The organism is Ignavibacteriota bacterium, assembly GCA_016218045.1.
Lineage (GTDB): Bacteria > Bacteroidota > Ignavibacteria > SZUA-365 > SZUA-365 > JACRFB01.
Genome location: JACRFB010000001.1, coordinates 278,590 through 302,109, shown reverse-complemented (window position 1 = coordinate 302,109; position 23,520 = coordinate 278,590). Strand labels below are relative to the sequence as shown.

Sequence of the window (23,520 nt, the reverse complement as noted above, 5' to 3'; positions counted from 1 at the left end):
GACGCAGTGCGGTTCCACTTTGTCATTCAGAGGACGGTGAGACGCAAAAGCACTAATACCGACGCGTCACGCGAACAGAAGACGAAGCGCAGCCTCGACCCTGGGCGCAAGCTCGATATCATCGGAATACTGATGATCGTATGCGCCATGCTGTTGTTCCTCGCTATTGTCTCCTACTCGTCGGCGGATCAGTCAAGTGCCGATCTCGGCGCTGGTGATCTGCTCCGTCTGTTTGGTGGCGATCCCGACATCCAGGCACGCGCCGACTTAACCCGGAACTGGTTGGGCCTGTTCGGCGCATTGCTCGCCGGATTTCTCATAAACGCGACGGTGGGATTCTTCTCTATCGCACTCCCGATAGGGCTGGCGATTTGGGGATGGTTCATTCTCCGAAAAAAAGATCTGCGCGTCCTGAGTTATTACACGAATTATTCCGTTCTCTTCGTTCTCCTCCTCGCAACATTTTTCGGACTGCTACGCCTTGTTCCCTGGATGCCTGATATTTCGCCCGCCTGGGCTGGAAACGTCGGTGATTTTGCGGCGGGTCTCCTGTCGCGATTGATTGGAACAACGGGCGGCATAATTGGTGTCATTGCAACCGGCGTAATTCTCGCGATCATCGCAGTCGATTACGACATACATCGTACGCTGGATCGGGTGCGCCGCCTTGCAGGTGCCCTCATCTCAAGTATGCATGGTGACGCGATACGTGAATTGCGGCGCGAACGTGAAGCCGCGTCACTGGCTGAGGCGGATCTACCGCCGGTGCCGGATCCCGTTCCGGATGTTATTCTCCCTGCGAAAAAACGGGTTGAATCCGTTCCGCCTCGCCCCGTACCTTCATCAGCGCCCGTGCAGGCGATCGACACCCCGCGTCATGTGCCTGTCTCTATCGCCCGCACCGACGCACCGCTGAACGGCAACATGGCTCCCGCGTTGTCTTCAGACTCATCGCCGCGCTCGAATGGAGTAATTTCCAAGGAGAACGTTGAGGAGTTGCGCGGATTATACGGTGACGATCGGAATGGGAAGTCTGCCGAGCAGCCGAATTTAAAACCGGACGCATCGCAGAAGGCGCCGTCTTTGTCACGCGATAAAGAGGATGTGGCAAAACGAACACCAGTCGAGGCACTGGCAGTCCAGAATGAAACCGTGGCCCCGATCGATGCCGGAGAACCGCTCATCAACGAGCACGAAAAAAAGGCGGTGCAGCAGGCCGTGGCAAAGAAGATGGCCTTTGCAGAGTCGGATGTCAACAGTGAGGAGACAAACAAGGAGCTGTCGCTCGAAAAGCTTTCGGGATATCAATACCCGAACGAAAGCTTGCTCGACGATGCCCAGCGAGCGCATGTCATCTCCGATCAGGAACTCAAGCTAAAAGCCGATCAGGTTATTGAGAAGTTGTCCGTTTTTGGAATCGGAATCCGGGATATCCGTGTGATTCCTGGTCCCGTTGTCACACAATTCGAGCTTGTTCCAGACTCCAGTGTTAAAATCAGCAAGATCGTTTCTCTCTCTGACGATCTTGCCTTGGCACTCGCAGCTCGCGGTATTCGCATCATCGCGCCGATACCGGGTAAAAGTGCCGTCGGGGTGGAAATTCCGAATAATTCCCCTGAAATGGTGAATTTTAAAAGCGTGGTATCATCGGCAGTGTTTCAGAAAGCCCGTCACTCCCTCCCGCTCGGACTCGGAAAATCCATAACGGGAGATGTGTTCATCGACGACCTCGCGAAGATGCCTCACCTGCTTATTGCAGGTGCGACTGGATCGGGAAAGAGCGTCGGGATCAATGTGATGATCGCGAGTATCCTGTATAAAGCGCATCCTTCCGATGTGAAGTTTGTCATGATCGATCCGAAGAAGATCGAACTGCAGCAGTACCGCGGGCTCAGCCGCCACTTCCTCGCAACGTGTCCCGATATCGACGAAGAAATCATTACTGATCCTGCGAATGCGGTCATTGTTTTGAAGAGCCTGGAAATGGAGATGGACATGCGCTACACCAAGCTCGCAAAAGCGGGTGTGCGTCATGTGACTGATTACAACGTGAAGGTAAAGTCCGGAGCGCTCAAAGAGAGCGACACGCTTACGCACTACCGTCTGCCGTACATAGTCGTCATCATCGATGAACTTGCCGACCTGATGATCACCGCGGCGCGCGAAGTGGAGGAGCCGATCGCACGTCTCGCACAGCTGGCACGCGCCGTCGGCATTCATCTCATTGTCGCGACACAGAGGCCTTCCGTGGACGTTCTGACAGGAGTCATCAAGGCCAATTTCTCCGCGAGAATTGCATACCAGGTTGCAAGTCGTATCGACTCGCGGACCATTCTCGATGGGACGGGTGCGGATCAGCTTCTCGGAAATGGCGACATGCTGTATCAGCCAAGCGGCCAGCCAAAACCGGTGCGCGTGCAAAACGCCTTTCTCAGCACGGCCGAGGTCGAGCGGGTGGTGGAATTTATCGCCGACCAACGCGGTTATTTGCGGCCGTATCAGTTGCCCTCCCTTAAAACTTCACGCAAGGGGCAGTCCCGCGAAGATTCGCTTGAGAACGATGAGCTCATACTCGAGGCCGCTCATTTGATCGTGCGCCATCAGCAGGGTTCAGTGTCGCTGCTCCAACGGCGATTGAAAATCGGGTACTCGCGTGCTGCTCGCATTGTTGACCAGTTGGAGATTGCGGGTGTGGTGGGCCCTGCGGACGGAAGCAAGTCCCGCGAAGTTCTGGTAGAGAATGAAGATGAGATTGACACCCTGTTGATGGATTACCGATGACGCGAACAAAGGCAAATCCAGTGGCCACGCGGACCACTGATGTGCGAAGAATGGCACAATGGCAGATCCTCACGGCGCTGATGCTGCTCGGCACCGCCTACGTCGTTGCATATGCCGGGATCACCGCGAAAGAGATCATCGAAAACGTTCAGGAGAAATACGACGACATGGAGGATGCAGTCGTCGTCTTCACCCAGAGTGTACGTTTCAAAGTATCTCGGCTCGAACAACAGACTTCGGGCACACTGTATTTCAAGAAGAAAAACAAGTATCGGATCGAAACCGAACAACGCGTGTTGGTAACCGACGGCAAGACGTCGTGGTCGTACTCGCCGCAGAACAAGCAGCTCGTTGTTAATACTTACAAGGAAGACGCGCGTTCGCTGTCGCCCGAGAACATGCTGCTCCAATATCCACGGGATTATTTCTCGGCCTTGGTCGGGGAAGAAAAGTCGCTCGGCGAATCGTGCTATGTACTGAAGCTCACCCCCAAGGAGGGGAATCCCGCTGCGCGAACAATGAAAATATGGGTAAATAAAAACTGGATTATCCGAAAAATTGAAGCAACCGAATCGGGCGGTACGGTCACGACGTACACGATCAAGGATGTCGCGATAGACAAAGGCATCCCTGATACTCGGTTCGAGTTCAAGGCGCCCTCAGGCACGGACATCATCGATCTGCGATAAGGAAAATCAGCAACAGTCACATATAACCGCCATCCCTGTCACCCGCAATGGAGGAAGTCGACATCCCGACACGTGAAAACTAGTTTCCAGCCCTGGTCCGTCAAAATTTGAAAACGAGAGATTCGTAGGCGTCAGAATTTTGACGCGGAGAGCAAAACAACCATTTTCTTGTCGTTTTGGCCGTATATATCTTTGGCAAGGATGTTGCAGTATCATTTCTGCCCCGATCGTGTCCAGACGCGGGTGAGCGCGGTAAACGAGTGATACGGTTGTTTGGAAAGTACCCGTGCTCTATATTACAAGGCTTCATTTTCTTATCAACGACGCAAAACAATTCAACTGGATTTTCTAAGGAACTAATGTCTCATGTATTCACAGGAGGAACTGAATGAGCAGCGGCTAGGAAGCACACACATCTTCACAGCATGCATCAACCAGTCTATCCCTTCTAATCCATTTCACAATCAGGAGATTTTTCGGATGAAAAAAAGCCTCACCTTGCTCTCCTTCCTGGCTCTCGTGCTCGTCGGCCTGACGGCACAGGCGCAGCTCAGGACGGGGAAGGGCGACTTTTTCAACATCACCCGGAATGTCGAGCAGACACGTGACTCCGTAACGTTCGTTACGGATACCGTTTCGGTGTACGACATGGGCGGTGGTGTTCAGAATTTCATCGATCGCGACTCCGTTGTCATCATGTTCGTGCAGAACAGGTTCAAGATCGTCAACAACATGTTGACGAGTAACCTGTTTGACTACGCAAACGTGCGCATCAGCACGTCGAGTCCGGGCATGACCCTTGGCCGTCAGGCGTATAACAACGTCGTGACAGCAGTGGGTGCAACAGCCGTCTACGGCACCGACAACGCAGTAACCGGTCGATCCATCGGCCTGCGTCCGGTGTATCGCCGCGTCGGCAACATCGCGACCTCGTCCCCCTTCTTCCCGAAAGACCCGAATGTCATTCGTCAGGTGCTCACGTTCCAGGTTCTTCAGCCGACGGGCGCCGGCGACGGTATTCAGCTTCGCAACGTCTACTTCAAACCGAACATCAACAACCTGACCGGTCTTGCCGTACCGCCTGACACGACGAAGGACACCCTTCGCGCGTATCATGTGATTGGTAACGTCGCGAACCTCGCCAACGCTGGCGACGTCGTGAGCCAGACCGATCTCGGTATCTTCCGTCTCCTTCCCGGAACCACGCAGGTTATCGCGTGGGTGAATGACTCCGCGCAGGCCGTCGACGCTGGTGAGTACATCGGCTCCTTCGGTGATTATTCCCGCGGTCGTTATTTCCTCGGCGACGATGGGCTTCCCGTCGCGCAGAGCCAGACTCTTCAGCTTCGTCCGGGCACAACCCGCACGTTCGGCCTCACCACCATTGTCAATCCTGACTATGGAATGATGGTCGACGGCTTCCCGCCCGAGCGCAACCCGATCAAGTTTACAAATCTGTATCAGGCCCTCGCGCCGTACTGGTACAACGAGAATTTCCCGAATGTGTACCCGGCTTTCCCGGGCGATGCAGGAAGCAATCCGAACCCCGAGTTCGGCCAGATTCCGCCGTATCGTGTTGGTGAATACGCTGTGACGCACAATCCGTATCAGCCGGGCCTTGTGTCCTCTGCTGTTGATACCCTTCGCTTCTTCGATGGTTGGGGCAACCGCACATGGGATCGCATGACTCAGCCGAAACTGAAAGCGCTTCTTTACACGAAAAACACCCCGCAGGGCGAAGATGCAACCATCTACCTGAAGGGATACCAGGCCGCCGACGATACTCTTCGTCAGTATGGTCAGGTCGTGTTCCGTCGTCTTGCGTTCACGCATGCTGACGTTGGAAGCAACCCCGGTGGCGTTGAGGACTCCGTCCGCATCGTTGCCGAAGCAACAGTATACTTTGATGGCCAGGGTGGCACACTCCAGGGCCTCAATGCTCTCCCGGATACCTCCGGTGGTTTCCCGAAGAACTACTCCTACAGCATTCGTGCAACGGAAGCTCTTCTTGACAACTCCACACGCACAAGCGTGCAGTGGCAGGTGGATCCGAACCGTGATCCTGTCGATCCGGCAGGCCTCAATCACCTTCCGCCGACGGGATTGAAGATCACCGTTCGTCCGAACATTCCGCGTGTCATCGACATCGAATCGCGTGATGCTTGGAAGAACACAGCCGATCGCCGTTTCCTCCGTATGGACATCAAGGTCTATGACGGTTACGGCAACACGGTTGATGACAACGAGCCGTTCAAGTTCGAGCTCAGCCCGTTTGGTCATCTGACCTTCACGAATCCGCCCAGCACAGTTGCGTACCGTCTGAACGGTACCTTCGATTCGCTCGTTACGTACGTTCCGAACGTGGTCGTGTCCGGTAACCCGGGTGCTGACTCCGGTCGCGTTGCTGCGTATGCCGATCCGAATCGCGGTGCGATGGGTATGGCCACGCGCGTATTCCAGGCTGCAACTGGAAGCAACAACGCAGGTGCATATCGTATCCGCGTCCGCGCCAGCTACACCTTCAATGATCGTTACAGCGATCTTCGCGATCCTCTGAAGTACGATCCGAATCCGGGTCCCGGATTTGCGCACACGTACCTCATCAAGGACGGTTCGCCCAACAACAATTGGGGTGTGTGGTTTGGTCCGGGTACTGGCTACAACGCCAAGCTTGGCCGCCCGACCCTCCAGACAACGGCGATGGATTCCACCGACGTGTACTGGAATGGCGATGACTACTTCTTCTTCCCGGTCAATCCGCGCGTTGAAGTTGTAACCGGCACGGGCGATGCGCTCGTCGTCGGTAGCGTCGGTCCGTTCACCCGTCCGGGTGCGCCGAAGCAGATCTATGACAAGCTGTATGTTCGTTTGACGAACAGCCATGGCGATGCGAAAGACATCGCTCCGTACTTCAATGCGACCGACCGCCAGCAGAACAAGGTGTGGGTCGAGCTTCCGGACAATCCCCCGCTCGTCGACGCGTTCAACGCTGGTCTGACGACGAAGGTGTTCTTCGGTAGCGTGTCGCCGAACGTCGCATGGCGTGGCGCCGGTTCGCCGGTTCCTTACGACAATCCGTCCAACCCCGCTGGTTTCGATCCGGCGATTCCGGTTGGTCTCCCGAACGCGGGTCAGATCCTCAATGCCGAACTCGTGCTGGTGAAAGCCGGCCAGGGTCTTCCCGGCATTCAGGGTGACATCCCTGCGCTTCAGGACTACAACGCGGTGCGTTTCTACCTCCGCGCTCCGAAAAACGTGACGAAGCTGAGCCTCGCCGGAACAGACGTGATCCGTCTCCGCGCGCATCTCAACATCAACACGAACATTCCGAATGTTGGCGACTTCAGCCTTACCAGTGGTTTCGCAGAAGTCAGCATCATTCCTGACGTTGTTCAGAACGTTGAAATCTTCAAGTCGTGGGGCAAGCCGGCCGGAACGCAGACGCCGATGGAAGGCTGGAGCCCGATCACAGCGAACGATGCGTTGGCCGCTTGGTATTCCACCGGTACGCCGCGTGACGCCGCTGAAGGTTCCGAGTTCTATCGCGGATATTTCTTCCGCGCAATCGGTGCTGTTCCTCCGACAACGGGCATCGCGTTCCCGACTCCTCTCGAGCCGGTTAACCGCGGTATCGGTGGCTTCCTTGCCAGCGATGTGAGCCTCGATGGCGATTGCACCGCTCCGATCCCGATGGACACCGTCATGGTTTCCGAGCACAACCAGCAGATGCGTATCATCGCGCGTCTCCTCGACCAGTATAACAACCCGGTCGGTGGTCGTCTGGTGAAGTTCTACATTGAAAGCGAAACGCTTCCGATCACCCTTCCGAAGACCCAGCTGCAGAACAACGCGCAGCGTGGTGGCTTTGGTGAGTTCGGTCGTACTTTCGTTTCCGACGATACTCTCAAGCGTTCCACGATTGGTGATACCGCCACCGCTGGTTGGGTGACTGCATACTATGTCTCCGGCCGCGTTGCACACCAGCTCGTTCGTATTGCCCTTACTCCCGACACCCTGGCTTTCGACCTTTCCCCGAATGGTCGTAACCTTGGTGAAGGCACCGCGGTCGGTGAAAGCCGCCGCGGCTATGCCCCGCGTGTTATCGTGCCGCTCTATCTGACCTCCGGTCCGACAGTGCGCGTGCAGATTTATCCGTACACCGCAGCGGCGACCTCCCCGGTTCCGCTTCCGACGGATCTTATCAGCATGCAGTCGCTCGAGCACGTGAGCATCTATCCTGATTCGCGTGGTGCTGGCTATGCGCCGTATTTCCACGGCTATTCGGCCAACCCGTTCTTTGTTGAGCAGCGTGCGACCCACCTTGGCCGCATGGCGAACTCGAATATCCGTCCGTACATTGTTGACACCCTGAATCTTACGGATGCCGATCCGCAGAGCGTAAACTCGGTTACCGCCGGCCGTACCGTGGCACTTCTTGCCCGCGAGTATGATCGTTTTGGCAACCTGGTCGAACTCCAGCTGAAGCCGCCGTACGATCGCAACAATGTTGGTAACGTCATTGACACCGCCCGCATCAAGTTCCGCGCGTGGGGCCCGAACTTCGGTACCCTGCCGGCACCGTACAATGCACCGGGTGGAACAATCATGCCCGCCGGTTCCTGGACTCGTGATGAGTTCGGTCCGATGCGCAAAGCGCGTTATCGCCACACGCAGATCAGCAATCTGGTCTCGGGTGTGCACATCAACCAGACGTCCTACTTCACAGCACTCGAATTCCCGACGCCGAAGACGGCGGGAACCACGATGTACTTTGAAGCATGGGCTGACGCATGGCCCGATCTTTCCCGTCCGGGCGCAACAGACATCATTCGCGACACCTGCCGCGTCGTGTCCGTGACCAAGCAGCCGACCCGCTTCGACATTCTCCGCGCGGGCCAGGAATATCTGCAGTCGCAGGCCGGTCGTTGGATTGGAGTCGGTGAGCCTGAGAATCGTTCCATCGGTGCTGCGCAGATCGGTCTCCCGGCCGGTGCGGATCCGATCCAGCACGATTTCTCGGCAGTTGGTGTCGACAACATCATGATCAGCCAGGCATACAAGCGCAACGTGAGCAACTCGATGGTCGGTAAGTACCTCGTTGTCAATCCCGACAACGTGCCGGTCGACCGCGATGGTGATCCGCTGTATCTTGACAAAGATGCCACGTCGATCAACCCGAACTTCGAGCGTCATCCTGCCTCGGGTCTCCCCGTGTTCCAGAAGCTCGATGTGTATAACAACCTCAGCCCGTTGACCGCACCGAACAATGCGTTCAACGTCATCAACGACAACATGATCGTGAAGCTCGGGTACACCATTCCTGGCGTCCGCTCGGATAACCCGACCTTCTTCTTCGATATCACCATGGCTGGTGGCGGAAACATCTATGATCTCAATCCGCTTACCACTGCATACGGCACTCTGAACTATCAGGGTATCGGTTGGCACATCGCCGGCGGCCGTGCGCAGAACCAGCGTCCTACCCTCCTTCGCGTGACTCCGATCTGGGAAAACAATCCCCCGACCGGTGGTGCAGCGTATGATCTGAGCAAGTTCACGGGTGTCAATACGCAGCCGGGCCAGACCCGCGTCTACGGCAGCCGCCTGTATGCTGACTCGGTGTATACCTATACCAGTCCCTCGTTTGGTGGTGCAAAGAACAACTCCGTGCGCGGCGAGCTCATGGGTACGTTTACGGATCGCGGCCGTCCGGGTAGCTACGCTCCCCAGACCAACGGCGGTGACTTCGATCGCGTCACCCGTCTCGGCGTCAGCAGCTGGGGTGCAGACGACTATACCATCGCCGGTCTGAATGGCATGGCCCGTACGCGGACCGCCATCGGTGTGTGGGGTGGCCAGGATGCCAATGGCAACCTTTTCAATGGCGACTTCAACCGCCGCGTTCTGACGATCGCCGGTGCCTTTGGTATCAGCAGCGGTACACAGCTGCCGATTGCCCCTGGCGCATTCGTTCGTCTGATTGACTCGACGGCCGAGCAGGTCGTTGACCTTCGCGTTGTCGATCCGACCCTGACTGACAAAGCCGGTCAGATGGTTGACGATACGTGTAGCTACGATCAGGGCAAGTGGACAGTCGTTCGCAAGGCCCAGCGTATTGCGAACAACTTCTGGCATTTGGATGACACCTACTGGAGAGGCGGCGACGGTATTGAGGATGGTATCCTCGGTCCGAACGTCACAGCTCAGTCGGTTTCTGAACTTCCGTATGCTAACAAGGGTGTTCCTTCGCAGTTCGGAAACACCGCACCGGAAGCCGCGGCGACGCGTTCCTTCTTCGGTACGACTGCCTCCCGCAAACTGCTCCACACCTTTGTGGTTGTTCCTTATCGTATCGCCTATCTGTCGATCTTCCCGAGCAGCTTTGATCCTGCCCAGGGTATGTTTGACAACACCCGCCTGCCGCTGGGTATCCTCCCGGTTCAGGCCGACATCGATACCCTTCCGCGCGTAAACCTCGGTATCTATCCCGATGGTATGCATGATGGTAGCGACTGGGAGATGTTCACACGTCTCTATGGTCAGATCCGTCACGGTGCCACCGACGCGATTCCGAATAGCGCCAACACTCCGTATGCGCGTCCGGATACCATCTTCCGCGACTTCCGCTACGTGTACAATGTCACCCCGTACGATCGTTACGGTAATATGAACGCACGAGACACCATGTTCGTGCAGATTGGTGCCCGTTTCACAGATTGGAGCTTCACGAATCTTGAGCCGAGTGGTACGCTCATGATCCGCGGTGGCGGCAACTGGTTCGGTGCCAAACCGATCAATGTCCCGGATGGTCTTGACAATACGAACTTCCGTCAGGATACACTCCGCATCTTCAATCCGTTCCCGCAGGCCAACCTGCGTAACGAATACGTCGGTATCAAGCCGGATGACAAGCGTCTGACGCTTGCTGTTGGCGATCCTGGTCTCCTGAAGATTCCGCATGGTCTCCTTCCGGCCAATGTCGTCTCCAGCCGTCCGGTCTGGGTGAAGCAGGCCTTCGCGCCCGCACCGTTTGTGCTTAGCACAACAACGGCCCAGAACCGTACTCTCTTCCGTCTCGACCGCACAGCCGGTTGCCAGCCGCCGAACAGCCTTGCCGACGATATCCTTCGTCTGCAGTGGACCCCGTCGCGCTGGAACAACGTGCCCGGCAAGAACAATCCGAATGACACTGTGAAGTACGAATGGTACGGAATCATTGACAGTGTTGGTACCGGTGGTACTGGTCAGCTCGTCGTCAGCATGCTCTCCGACAATCTCGGAGTCAGCCCGACCCTGACTGTGCCCGGCGACCAGCTCCGTGCTCTCCTGTTCCGCCCGAACGTACAGCCGCAGCCGAACAACGATAGTCTTGTCATGCGCGTGAAGTGGTTCGTCCGTGCCTTCAACAAGGCCGGTCTCGAAACGTATTCCGATACCGCGGGTGCGACGATCCGGAACAATCCGCCTCCGACCCCTGCTCTTATCGTCTCCATCAACCGTGCTCCGGAAAATCCGCCGACAGCGGTGCAGCCCGTCGACAACGCCACGATTAGTGCGCTTGGCCCGACATCGCAGCCCGTTCCGGTGATCTGGACCGCCGCCTCCGACCGCAACATCAATAAGGGCATCCTTATCGGTGGCTTCAAGGTCTACAACGGTGGATCCCAGACGTGGATCGACGATCCGTCAGGTCGTACTGTCGATACGCTTACCTACATGTGGGTTGGCGAAGTCGTTCGTACCTTCCCGGCGGGTAAGGGTGCCCCTGTTGGTACCATCATCGTGAAAGACGCCGGTTCGACGCCGGGCACCCAGCTCACCGCAAGTGATCTTGATGTCCTGTTCGCCGGTTTCGATACGAATCCGAGCAGCACAAGTGCAGACTCCGTCATCATCCGTTGGATGGTGTATGTGAAAGACTTCAACCAGACGGATAACCTCCCGATGGAAGATGTCACCTTCCGTTATGATCCGAATGGCACCATCCGTCCGGATACAGCTCTGTGGAGCCGCTTCGGCTGCCGTCCGCACGAGCTCGCCAGCCGTTGGTTCAACCTGAATCTCACCAAGCTCGACAAGGGCGGAGTGGAAATCAGCGCGACCGCAGCTGATCCTGACATCGACAAGATGGTCGGTGAAGAAGTTGAATTCACCCTGACTGCGAAGGACGCGAATGGCAACATCATCCGCGACTGGAACATCAAGGGTGTGCCCGTGACGCTCACGCTGAAGGGCTCAACTGCCAACACCGATAGCAGCTCCCGCAGCTGGAATGCTGATCAGCTCGGCTACACCTGGGCTGTCATCACCAATAACGGAACCAACCTCACTCAGGCCGGTCCGAATGACTTCGTGATCGATCCGTCTGCCTTTGTTGACGGCGTTGCGAAGATCAAGGTCACCCATACGAAGGCCGAGCGCGGCATCCAGATCGATGTCAGCCCGATCCTCGCGGGTCTCAACCAGACCTCTGCAAAGATGAACTTCAACGTCGGTGGTATCACAAACTACCTCGTCGAACTCACCTCCGCGCAGAATCCGGTTCCGAGCAAGGTTTACAAGATGCGTCTCTACGAAATCATTGTGTCGCCGCGTGACCGCTTCTTGAACGTGTCGAACGCGCAGATCCAGACGAAGTTTACGGCCCGCTTCCCCGGCGAGTTCGATAACACTATCCCTGGCCTGTCCGACATCTTCAGTGGCTCGGTCTTCATCACCGGTCCGACCAATTACTTCGTGGCATCGCGTATCGCGCGTGTTAAGGGTGCACAGGAACTCCAGTGGATCCGCGCGTACAATGAAACCAACCCGGCCATCAACGGCCAGACTGATTCGTACGAAGTCCTCGATCACGCTCCGAACACATTCCCGCTTACAGCTCCGGCTGATGCGACTGTGCTCAAGCTGATCACGGCCCTCCAGACCGAGACCTTTACTTGGACCAAGGCAGTGCCGCAGGATCCGTACACCGATATCGTCGTGTCGGCCCTCAAGCCGAACGAGAAGTTCACGGATGTCGTCCGCTACAACGTGGTCTTCGTTGACAGCACAAGCCTCACCCGCGCCGAAAGGTTCGAGTCTGATGGTCTTGGTATGGACGCGAAGTTCACATCCAACCACGGTCAGCTGCAGAGCCTCGTCTACAAGATGTCGGGCACGAACAATACGCGTCAGTACTCCATGTACTGGTTCGTTGAAGCGTACGACGACCTCTATACGACGAAGAGCACGCCGCCGAACGCGGACAACCGCCCGGGTTACCTCCTGACCATCGTCATCGACAAGATCCTCGGCAACGAGACTGTCGCGACACCGAAGGAATTCGCTCTTGGTCAGAACTACCCGAACCCGTTCAACCCGACAACAACCATTTCCTACTCGCTGCCGAAGTCCGCTCCGGTGTCCATCGTGGTCTATGACCTCCTCGGCACCCCGGTGAAGACGCTCGTCAATGAGACCAAGGACGCTGGTTCGTTCAAGGCCACATGGGATGCCACAAACGATCTTGGTCAGCAGATGCCTTCTGGCAACTATATCATCAAGATGGTGGCTGGCGACTTCACGCAGACTCGCAAGATGACCCTGCTGAAGTAATCCACTTCGACCTGAGAAGATTCGTCTTCAAAGGGAAAGCGCCCCGCCTCGGCGGGGCGCTTTCTTTATTACCGGGTCAACAGTAGATTCGAAATATGGATCATTCTCTCGACCTCCTTACGCAACTTGTCAATACACCCTCCATCACAGGCGAGGAAGCTGCGGTATCAGTGCTGCTCGAAAACTACTGCAGAGCACGTGGTGATGATGTAATTCGTCAGTATGTGAGCGATTCTAGGTGGAATCTTTGGGTCAATTGGCAGGATAATCCCCACGCGGCTTTTTGCACCCACTTGGACACAGTCCCGCCCCATTTTCCAGCGCGTAGTGAAAATGGCTACCTCTTTGGTCGAGGAGCATGCGATACCAAAGGAATTATTGTGGCTATGCTTGGTGCGGGAGATCACCTCATCGCAGAGGGAAAACGATGCTCGTATCTGTTCGTTGTTGGAGAAGAAACAGATAGTGTTGGCGCTAAACACGCGGCTGCATCCGGGCGTAGCGCCGGATATATTATCGTTGGAGAACCAACGGACAATACATTTGTCTCCGCACATAAGGGTGTATTCTCATATGAGCTCACTGTTGAAGGGATCTCGGCTCATTCTGCATATCCCGAGTTTGGGCACTCGGCTTTACATGAGTTACTGGATGTGATACAGGATCTTCGTACTGCATCTTGGGGACATGACTTTGTACTGGGAGATTCCACAATAAATGTGGGTGTTTTACAGGGGGGAATTGCACCAAATGTCCTTGCACCTCGTGCAACTGCCCGAATCGTTCATAGACTTGTAGATTCTCTGGAGCGACGTAAAAAACAAGTCATGGATATCGTTGCAGGAAGGGCTGAGGTCAACATAGGTGCACAAAATGAACCACAGCATATGTATGTCCCAACCGGTTACCAAAGCAAAGGCGTCTCTTTCGGAACAGATGTTCCGTACCTCCGTACTATTGGTACGCCTATCCTCTTAGGACCAGGTTCCATACATGACGCGCACACAAATTCAGAAAAAATTCGACTTTCTGACATTGATACGGCGATCATGCTCTATACGGAACTTTATCACATTCTTGAAACGGACGGTGACTTGTGAATGAAGAAATGCCCATCTTGGCGCTCATAGGTTATGGAAGGATGGGAAAGGAAATAGAAGCTGCAGCTAGGACGGCAGGCTTTAAGATTGCAGTTATCATCGACCAGCTGCACGATGCAGACGCAGGCGATGTATCACAAGCAGATTTATCTTCCGTTGATGTGTGCATTGATTTCTCCTCGCCGGATGCTGTCGTAGCGAATACTGCTCTATGTGCTCAAGCAGGGAAAAACATTGTTGTCGGAACCACGGGATGGGAAGATAGTTATGGTGAAGTATCCCGGATCATTGAGGAACATGGCATTGGTTTAATCCACGCAGCCAACTATTCGGTCGGTGTGCGAATTTTCACGAAACTCGTCGAATATGCATCCTCTCTTCTAAGAGCGTACGAGCAATATGATGTGGCAATTCAGGAGACACATCATGTTGCAAAAAAGGATGCCCCCAGTGGAACAGCGTTGTGGCTCGCTCAACTGATTATGAGGACTCTTCCGCGAAAAACCATGCTTTCAACGGAGCGTCCAGATAGAGCACCAAACAAGAACGAATTGCTAATATCATCGAGCCGTGTTGGTTTTACACCAGGGGAACATGTGGTTGTATTGGATTCACAAGCGGACACAATTGCCCTAAAGCATACCGCTCGAGGACGACAGGGATTTGCCGAAGGGGCGCTTTTGGCAGCGTCGTGGATACATGGAAAACAAGGAATATTTTCAATCGAGGAAATGTTTGATGACATCGAATCCATTTAAAGGACTTGGTACTGCTCTTGTGACTCCATTCACGCGAAGTGGTGATCTTGATGTGGACAGAATCGCAAAGTTAGCAGAGCGACAAATTGACGGCGGTGTAGATATGCTGGTTCCGTGTGGAACAACCGGCGAAGCTGTCACTTTGTCAACGGAAGAATACCGCGTCGTTGTTGATACAGTTGTGAAAACGGCCGCTGGACGAATCCCGGTCGTAGCAGGCGCAGGTTCGAATTCGACCAGAAAAACGATCGAAACTGCATCTCTTGCTGCATCGCTCGGGGCTGATGCCGTGCTTGTTGTGACACCGTATTACAACAAGCCGAGTCAGGAGGGAGTGTTCCAACATTATGAAGCGCTGTGCAAAGAGGTAACCATTCCGGTGATTATCTACAATGTGCCAGGTCGCACTGGGTGCAATATGACTGCTGACACGCAGCTACGGATTGCGCAGCTACCGAATGTCGTTGCAACAAAGGAAGCGTCTGGAAATCCGGCCCAGATAATGAACCTCATGCGGAGACGCCCGGAAGGATTCCACGTGTTATCGGGCGACGATAATCTTGCACTCCTATTAATCGCTGCTGGTGCCGATGGAGTGATCTCCACTGTTTCAAACGAAGTACCGGGAGAGTATGCGCGACTCGTACACGATGCCTTAGCCGGCCGCTTTGATGCAGCGAGGGAGATGCATTACAAGCTACTTGAGTTGATGGATGCGAATTTTATTGAATCGAATCCAATTCCGGTAAAATCCGCGATGGCACTCATGGGCTTGCTCGAGGAATCGTATCGCCTACCTATGTCTTTCCCACAGGATTCGACCCGAAATACACTTCGGATCGTTTTAACTGAACTGGGACTTCTTTCATAGAAAATGTCTCATCCAGCAGTTCGTATCCCTCATCGGCTTACACCTGGGGCTTGCATCGGAATAGTAGCACCAGCCAGTCCTCCGTTGCATCGTGATAAAATTGAAAAGGGGATCGAGTATCTTCTGCTCCTGGGTTTCAGGGTGGCACGAGGTGCAAGTATCGATAGTTCGGAAGGATATCTCGCCGGCACGGACGAACAGCGCGCTGCTGATATAAATGCCATGTTCGCTGATCCCGCCGTGGATGCGATTATCTGCCTCAGGGGCGGTTATGGGAGTGGGCGGATACTGCGGTTGCTCGATTATGCAACAATTCGACGGAATCCAAAAATCTTTGTCGGATACAGCGACATCACCGCACTTCATGCCGCCTTATGGACGAAATGCAGGTTGCTCACCTTTGCCGGCCCGATGGTCGCGGCTGATTTTTGGAAAGGGATGGACGAAGTTACCGAGCATGCCTTCTGGCCACTGCTCACAAAGCCATTTTCCCGCTACCGTTTGTATCATCCGGCATTGACGCCTGGAGCATGCTGTCTGGTTCCTGGGATCTGTGAGGGCACCTTGCTCGGAGGGAATCTCGCGGTATTGATGACAGTAATCGGAACCCCATACGAGCCCAAGTGGGAACATTCGATACTCGTGTTAGAGGATGTTGGTGAAAATGTGTATAAAATTGACCGAATGTTATCTCATCTGTCCAATGCAGGCATTCTGAAGCGCATCGGGGCTCTAATATTCGGGCGTTTCACAAACATTCCTGAAGACGGGACGTCGCGCGAGCTCGAGGAGGTTCTGCGTGAATTTTCTTCGCCCTTGGGCATCCCTACAGTCTGTGGACTTCCTGTGGGACATGATAATCCAAAAATCACCCTTCCCATGGGTGCGCGCGTTCGTTTGAACGCACATAAATGTCTGCTGCACGCAGTCCATCCTGTCGTGGCATGACACGACGCCGAGCATTGGAAAAGCGAAGCCGTCGACCTACTTTTGTCTGCACGTTTCACTATTCCGCTACGGGCACATGAAACTCCTCGTTACAATACCTGTCTACAACGAAGAAAAAGCTCTCCCGGTCAGCATCCCGGCTCTTCACGCCTTTCTTGGAGCGCAGCTCTCCGATTTTGATTGGCATATCGAAATCGCGGACAACGCGTCGATCGACAGGACCCCTGAAGTATCCCGCGAACTAGTATCGGGATTCAATCGGGTCCAGTATCGCCGCCTTGAACAAAAGGGCCGAGGCAGGGCCTTGAAACAATCCTGGATCGGTTCGGATGCAGACATCTGCAGTTACATGGATGTAGATCTGTCAACAAATCTGGAATCTTTTCCACCCATGGTACGTGCGCTGGCACATGGAGGCTACGACATCGGGACAGGGTCACGCTTGATGAAAGGTGCCAACACCGTTCGAAGCTTCAAGCGTGAGTTCATTTCTCGGACATATAATGTGATGGTGAAGGCGGTGTTCTTCACGCGATTTTCTGACGCACAGTGCGGATTCAAGGCTGTCACGCGGCGGGTGATTGATACTTTACTCCCTGCAATCGAAGACAACGTCTGGTTTTTTGATTCCGAACTACTCATCATCGGCGAGAAATGCGGCTATAAAATATTTGATGTACCTGTGAAGTGGATTGAGGATCTCGACACACGCGTGAAGATTGTCCGTACTGCCGTGGATGACATCAAGGGTCTCTTGCGGGTGAGAATAAACTTCTGGCAGGGAAAATACCGCCCGCTTCGGAAGCGCTGATTCCTCGCTGCTTCAAGGAGTAGCAGCTTCATTCTGGTTCCGGATGCGAACAGTGCATTCGAATAAATGAAAAAAAATACTGGTGGCATTGTTGAGACTGTCGGGATCCGCAGCAAGGCATTGGGGATTCTGAAACAGTATCGAATCTACTTGCCTCACGCCTATGCAACCTCGCGTATGTCATATCCGGTTCTTTACCTGTTCCGAGGACATGAGAGAGAATGGACGAATCCCTATGAAGACACGACTCGGGGCGGACGTTCCATCGTCGATACCCTCGATGAGCTGATTGCGTCCAGAGCAATCACGCCTATGCTCGTCGTGATGCCCGGTCTTTCATCTCAGGACAATTCGATTCCAGGGCTCGGCGTGGATATGCGGGCACCTGAACTGGCACGTTATAAAAAGGGCATCGGTACAGGACGCTTCGCGTCCTACTTTATCAACGATCTAATCCCGCACGTCGAACGGCGATTTCGTGCAGTTCCTCGGAGGTCACAAAGAGCCGTTGATGGGTTTTCACTGGGAGGATGGACGGCAATGCTTTGCGTTGCACGCAACCCGCATCTTTTCGTATCTGCAGGATGCTACGATGGAACCCACATGTGGCGTGCTCTTGTCGATCCACGCCCTGAAACAAAGGGCATAGATGCCGCGTGGATGACACCCGAATTTTTCGACCCTGTGTTCGGACGTCCAAGGGATGTTGAGTTCATGAAAAAATGGAATCCAACAGATATCATCGCCACGGCACGCGGGGAATCCTTGCGATATCTGAAATCCATGAGTTTCCATGTACAATCGGCTGCCTTTGATGGCCAGAAGGGGAACATCGATCGGGCTGAACACTTTGTCGACGTTCTTAAGAAAATCGGAATATCGAATTCATTTCCCACGGTGGTACTCGCAAGAAACGCCGTTCATTCCTGGAGATTCGCGGACATGCACATGCGGCAGACACTTCCGCGACACGCTCTCGCCTTCCGATCTGGAGATTGATGGCGCTATGTCTGTCACGCCTTCGGACCGTCGTATGATTCTCCGAGGCGATCAGTTCAGCGGCTCTTCTTCCGAAATATCCAAAGGAGCTTCCTAACAAAAACACGCGTCTTCACTTCCCGATGCGCGCATACTGTCGACAGTTTGACGCAATGAAGGTGTCAAAATGACAGGGGTGTCGAGATACCGACGAAAAAATTGCGTCCTTGATGGAAATGGGAGAGTCGCCACCCAAAATCAACCCGGAACACAAGTAGGATTCGGTCGACAGAGAATCCTGCCTCGTACATTGGGACGGTGCTTTGTAAAACAGGCACTGTTTGATACATCCGCGACTCCGAACGCAAGTCCGTCCAGCCCGCGGAGGCGAAAACACGCAAACCAAAACCGCTGCTCTCTAGAAGTGGGATGTGCAGCCAACGGAAGATCTGATCACCGAAATCGTTCTCGAGAAATAATGTCAGGCGCCTATCCCCGCCGAATTCACGTGGCTGCAGTGTTCGGAATCTCCACGAATCAGCCAAATAGGGCACGCTGCCTGTGAGTGACAGAATCCTCTGGGTTGGGACGCCACCAGAGCTTGTGGCGGCCGAAAGCCGATAGCTTAGTGCACCAAAACGGTCGAGGTCGAATGAACCGTTTAACGAAAAGGACAGAAACCAAAATGAAGACGCCGTGCCGCTGAGATCCATTACGCTGTATTCGTATCTCAGCGTGGGCACATGCCGACGCATTCCAAAGCGGCGAATCTCACCGGCATTGTCGAAGAGAAGCCTGTCGTCGAAACTGATGGCCGCGCCGAACGAAGTGATGGTTCCGTCGTTCACTGGTGGATTGGGCCGGTAGTTCCAGGATCTGCGCGCGATACTCCATTCAGTACTCTTCGGGACACTAAAGTACTTCTGATGGATAACAGTCACGGTAAGAGGGAGAAGCAGGAGCGGATCGGTGCTGATTGAGCCGCTCACACCCATCGTTCGGAAATAATCCTTGTCATCGTATTTCGTAAAGAGATTCGAAACAGTGGTATTAAACTCTGAGAGCATGCTCGTGCCCTCGTCTATTGGCGCAAGACGGTCGAATCCTCCAACCCGGAGAGTGAGACGGTCGGCAGGCTCGACAGCAAATTCTGCATCCCACTTTAGTTTCGAATCTTGGAAGCCGTATCCGAAGCCAGCCCGAATTCGCTCGAGTGTCGTGATGGGACGAACGACGGACGTGCTGAATGCAAGAGCATGACCCTCGACTCGATTGAAGTGATAGAGACCGAGAAGTCCAGGCAGAGTCACGCGGGTTCTGTCATATACGAGTGACTTCCCAAAGATGGCATCCGTGAGCGCGAAATCGTTCCGCGTCTCGTCGAATATAGCTTTCATGCTATCCGCGCGCCTGTAGGCATCCAACTCTTGGTCCGAATTGATGAGCTTTTGATTCATGGACCAATACAGAGAATCCCGTTCATCCGCTTCTTTCAGGACCTTGATTCGAGTTCGGTCGAAAACGGTCTCTGTGCTGTCGTCGTTGATCACGTAATCCTGCAATACAGAAAATCCGTCGATTCTCATCTTCAGGTTGACAATCATCGAAATTTCCACGGATGCATCCACCACGACATCGGTCGGCATCCAGAACGAGTTTTCAAACAGGCGGAAATTCTGGCGGAAACGCAAATCTTTGAAGAAGGTGGGTTTTGCCGCCTGGTTCAATCGCACATCAACCATGGCGAGAGCAAAGCTACCATCTGCGATATACAGTGTTCCTTCAAGTAGCGGATCGTTCTCGTTCAGAGGTTTTATGGTGATCACATGCAGGCGTGCACCGTCCAGAAGTGTCGTGCCTGTGAGTGTATAATCATAGTTGCGAAGCCCTGCGTTGGATATCGGTCCGACAACCTTGGCTCTGTCGCTGAGTTGCAGCAGATCGCTTGAAAAATCAATGATGAAGAACGAGCTTATCAGAATATTCGAACGGGATGGAATGGTTGCCGTCTGCTTGCGTGCCTTGATGATTTCTTTGTAGCGGTCTGGGCGGGCCCAGAACGCATCAGTTTGAGTTTCTAGAATAGCTGTCGCTCCACTGTCGGAGAATTGAGCCATGCGAGCGTTGCCCGCACCCACATCCACAATTCCGCCGTCGAGTTTATCTATCATGACAACAAGTTTTGAGTGGGATGTGAGACGATAATTTAGCAGGCGCTCCTTGCGACGTTCCTTGCTTTCAATGGCTTGTTTGATAATTGCGAGCGCGGGATTGTCGCCTGGGGTGACGACAAATTCGGGCATCTCGATCCGACTCTCGAGGAGATGAAATGTCAGTTCCAATGGCGATCCAAGACTCTCGACCACTTTCCTTTCACTCGTGTACCCGATATAGCTCGCGATAATGACGTGTCTGCCCTTATCGAGATGGAGGGTAAACCGTCCCTTGCGGTCAGTAGTACTTCCCGTGGCCTCGCCTTCGACACGTACTGAGGCGAATTGCAGGGGCTGACCGCTTCCCCTTTCGAGCACGACGCCAGTCACAGTGGTTTGCGCAAGGGCTGCAGAGGAGAAGAGTAACACGAAGGCGAGAAGGCGCATCAGATATAACTGTAGGTGAAGGTGGTTCAACTCATTCGAGAAAGAACGACGTCTACGAATAACCATACGGGCGGTTTCGTAATGATACAAAATCCGTCGAAGGCATTGTACTCTTGCTGAAATTATTTGCCTACTGGTTTTTTTTCCAAATTGCGGGGAGTTTTCCTCGATCATCGATGAGACATCACATGAAAAGACAAGCACCTCCGTTTTCAGTCGAACGACCCGCCATCCCGATCGTCATCGTGATTCTCATACTACTCGTGATGTCGACGCGTATCGCCGGGCTGCTTCTCGCACAGACTCGTCTTTGGGGCATTAACATCCTGGCTGCGATGGATTGGTTTAGCGCGCTGTTTCTCACCGCTCCAATGCTGCTCCTTTTCCATCCAGCAGTGTACAAACGGTTGCACGGCACGATAGATGGTCGTGGCCGCAGCGAAAGCACCGTTTTTTGGATCATAGCAGGAGTTTTGCTTCTTGGTATAGTGCTGTTTCCTATGAAGACCTTCTTCTACGGCGATGGGAATAACATAGTTCCCGAGGTGTACAAGCTCGGCCAGCAGGAATCATATACAAGCGAGATTCTGAACAATATCCGATCAGCTCCAATTGCAGGGACTGCCATCGTGTTCATCGCGCGGTCTACACCCTGGATCCTGCACACAGTAGGCTTGTCGATGCCGGAAACCAGCACCTTTCCCTTCCATATCCTGTCTGTCGTGCTGGCGATAGCTGCTATATTGGCTCTGTGGTGGATTCCGTCAAAGGAGCGCCGGTTGCCGCTCCTGATGATCGTACTTGGGAATGCGGGCACCTTATTTTTTTTCGGGTATGTCGAATTTTACACACCGGTGTATGTCTGCACGCTCATCTATCTCCTCCTTGCTCTCCGCGCGTTGGATGGCGGATCAGTGTGGCCGGCCGTCTTGGCATGTATTGCCGCCTGCGGGGCTCACTATTCGACGATCGCCCTTCTGCCCTCGTTGCTGTATCTCCTCCTCCATTCGTCGCGTAGCGGGCCTCCCAGACGGATTTTGTCCAAAACTCTGATATTGGGTTGTGCGGCAATTCTAGTGCTCGGAATTTCCGTGTACTGGATTTCGGGACTGTGGAAGCAGGATGGACGGATTGTGATCCCGGCGATAACAATGACATCTGGTGCGGGTGACCAGAGCTACACGCTGTTGTCTCTTGCCCATTTGTCGGATCTTTTCCAACTTCCACTTTTGATGGCACCTGCGTCCTTGTTCTATCTCCTGCTTCGACGTATCTGGTTGCGGAAAACGGAGGGGGAGGGCTCTCCCGCGGTACAATTCCTGGGACTGGCATTCTTTTTTTACAGCATGTTTCTTGTATTCGCAAATGCAGGGTTTGGATGGGCAAGGGATTGGGATTTGGCAGCGCCTCTTGGCGTGTTCCTTTCGTTCCTTGCCTTTCACCTTGTAGTACATGACTACCCTGACAGGCGTGGTCCGGTCAACGCCCTGGCCCTCCTTTCCATGATAGCTGTCTTTCCTTGGATTGTGGGAAACGTGTCGACGGAATCATCAACCCGGCGATTCGAGGACATTGTGGAATTGGATTCCGAGAGCATGTATGCCGATTACGCACTGAGCGGGTTTGAAACTCTACGAAAACACTATCTGCACATCGGAGATTATCAGAACGAATTGCGAATCGAGAAGCGCATGATAGAGCGGCTTGGATACGCTGAACACTACCGACTGTTTCTCTCGACTGTGATGGTTGAGACATCGAAAAATCCGTTGGTGTTCACTCCGCACGCACGATGGATGCTTCAACACCTGTCCTCGGACGCTGAGAGGTTGCGACGGCGTGGAATCAGCCGCGATTATGCTATCACGATGCAGGGTATCGATTCGTTGGCCGCTGCGGTAGTCTACCAGTCGTATTTTCAGCAGGCTCACCCTGCACTGATGGACGTAGTGTCACGCATTGAGCACCGTTATAACTTGCGGGCGGCTGCGAGCATCGTCCGAGGAATGGATGCATTTTCAGCGGAGGATTACGATCGTGCGGAGAGGGAAATAGGAATCGCTGCCCGTTCGGGATTTGGCACAGGGAAGCTCGCCGCTCTGCGCTGCAATGCACTGTTGATGCTCGGTCGTGTGTCAGAGGCGGAGTCGGAATACAGGCATGCATGTACAGAGTACCCCAAGGACTCGGAACTGCGGTTCTTAATGGGATATGGGTATCTCGTGCTTCGTGATCCACGCGGAAAAACACTCCTCGAAGAGGCGCTCCGATTGTCGCCTTCAGACCAGCTCCGGACGCAAATCGTTGACTTGCTCACACAGTTAAGCACCTCGACCGCACGCTGAACTTTTTCAACCACTCGGGCGTTCCATCAGTATCCCCCTGTGTCA

The 23,520-nt window shown here is 54.1% G+C and carries 11 protein-coding genes; 10 read left to right on the top strand and 1 reads right to left on the bottom strand.

Annotated features, from left to right (window positions below; genetic code table 11):
• Nucleotides 1-6: 6 nt before the first annotated feature.
• The 9 genes from HY962_01100 (at nucleotide 7) to HY962_01060 (ending at nucleotide 18,551) form a co-directional block, all read left to right on the top strand.
• Nucleotides 7-2,781 (top strand): DNA translocase FtsK, encoded by a 2,775-nt coding sequence (locus HY962_01100; GenBank protein MBI5645500.1) that lies wholly within the window; start codon nucleotides 7-9, stop codon nucleotides 2,779-2,781.
• A 50-nt stretch (nucleotides 2,782-2,831) separates the two neighbouring features.
• Nucleotides 2,832-3,470 (top strand): outer membrane lipoprotein chaperone LolA, encoded by a 639-nt coding sequence (gene lolA / locus HY962_01095; protein ID MBI5645499.1) that lies wholly within the window; start codon nucleotides 2,832-2,834, stop codon nucleotides 3,468-3,470.
• Nucleotides 3,471-3,950: 480 nt separating this feature from the next.
• The gene (locus HY962_01090; protein MBI5645498.1) at nucleotides 3,951-13,064 is read left to right on the top strand and encodes a T9SS type A sorting domain-containing protein; all 9,114 of its coding nucleotides are present in this window, start codon (nucleotides 3,951-3,953) and stop codon (nucleotides 13,062-13,064) included.
• 95 nt (nucleotides 13,065-13,159) lie between these two features.
• Nucleotides 13,160-14,164, top strand: a complete 1,005-nt coding sequence (locus HY962_01085) for a M20/M25/M40 family metallo-hydrolase (GenBank protein ID MBI5645497.1) — start codon at nucleotides 13,160-13,162, stop codon at nucleotides 14,162-14,164.
• The gene (gene dapB / locus HY962_01080; GenBank protein ID MBI5645496.1) at nucleotides 14,161-14,922 is read left to right on the top strand and encodes a 4-hydroxy-tetrahydrodipicolinate reductase; all 762 of its coding nucleotides are present in this window, start codon (nucleotides 14,161-14,163) and stop codon (nucleotides 14,920-14,922) included. Before HY962_01085 ends, dapB begins: the two co-directional genes overlap by 4 nt.
• Nucleotides 14,903-15,793 carry a 4-hydroxy-tetrahydrodipicolinate synthase gene (locus HY962_01075; GenBank protein MBI5645495.1) on the top strand — a complete coding sequence of 297 codons (891 nt, stop codon included), beginning with the start codon at nucleotides 14,903-14,905 and terminating at the stop codon, nucleotides 15,791-15,793. Before dapB ends, HY962_01075 begins: the two co-directional genes overlap by 20 nt.
• 84 nt (nucleotides 15,794-15,877) lie before the next feature.
• Nucleotides 15,878-16,741: an LD-carboxypeptidase gene (locus HY962_01070; protein ID MBI5645494.1), complete on the top strand. Its 864-nt coding sequence runs from the start codon at nucleotides 15,878-15,880 to the stop codon at nucleotides 16,739-16,741.
• A gap of 76 nt (nucleotides 16,742-16,817) precedes the next feature.
• Nucleotides 16,818-17,552 carry a glycosyltransferase gene (locus HY962_01065; GenBank protein MBI5645493.1) on the top strand — a complete coding sequence of 245 codons (735 nt, stop codon included), beginning with the start codon at nucleotides 16,818-16,820 and terminating at the stop codon, nucleotides 17,550-17,552.
• A gap of 66 nt (nucleotides 17,553-17,618) precedes the next feature.
• Complete coding sequence (locus HY962_01060; protein ID MBI5645492.1) at nucleotides 17,619-18,551, top strand: hypothetical protein; 933 nt, start codon at nucleotides 17,619-17,621, stop codon at nucleotides 18,549-18,551.
• A gap of 161 nt (nucleotides 18,552-18,712) precedes the next feature.
• Here the strand turns inward: HY962_01060 and HY962_01055 are convergent, their stop codons facing one another.
• A complete protein-coding gene (locus HY962_01055; GenBank protein ID MBI5645491.1) occupies nucleotides 18,713-21,130 on the bottom strand; it encodes a carboxypeptidase-like regulatory domain-containing protein in 2,418 nt (805 codons plus the stop codon).
• 188 nt (nucleotides 21,131-21,318) lie between these two features.
• Between HY962_01055 and HY962_01050 the strand changes: the two genes are divergently transcribed.
• Nucleotides 21,319-23,475, top strand: coding sequence for a hypothetical protein (locus tag HY962_01050; GenBank protein ID MBI5645490.1), 2,157 nt, complete (start codon nucleotides 21,319-21,321; stop codon nucleotides 23,473-23,475).
• Nucleotides 23,476-23,520: the final 45 nt, after the last annotated feature.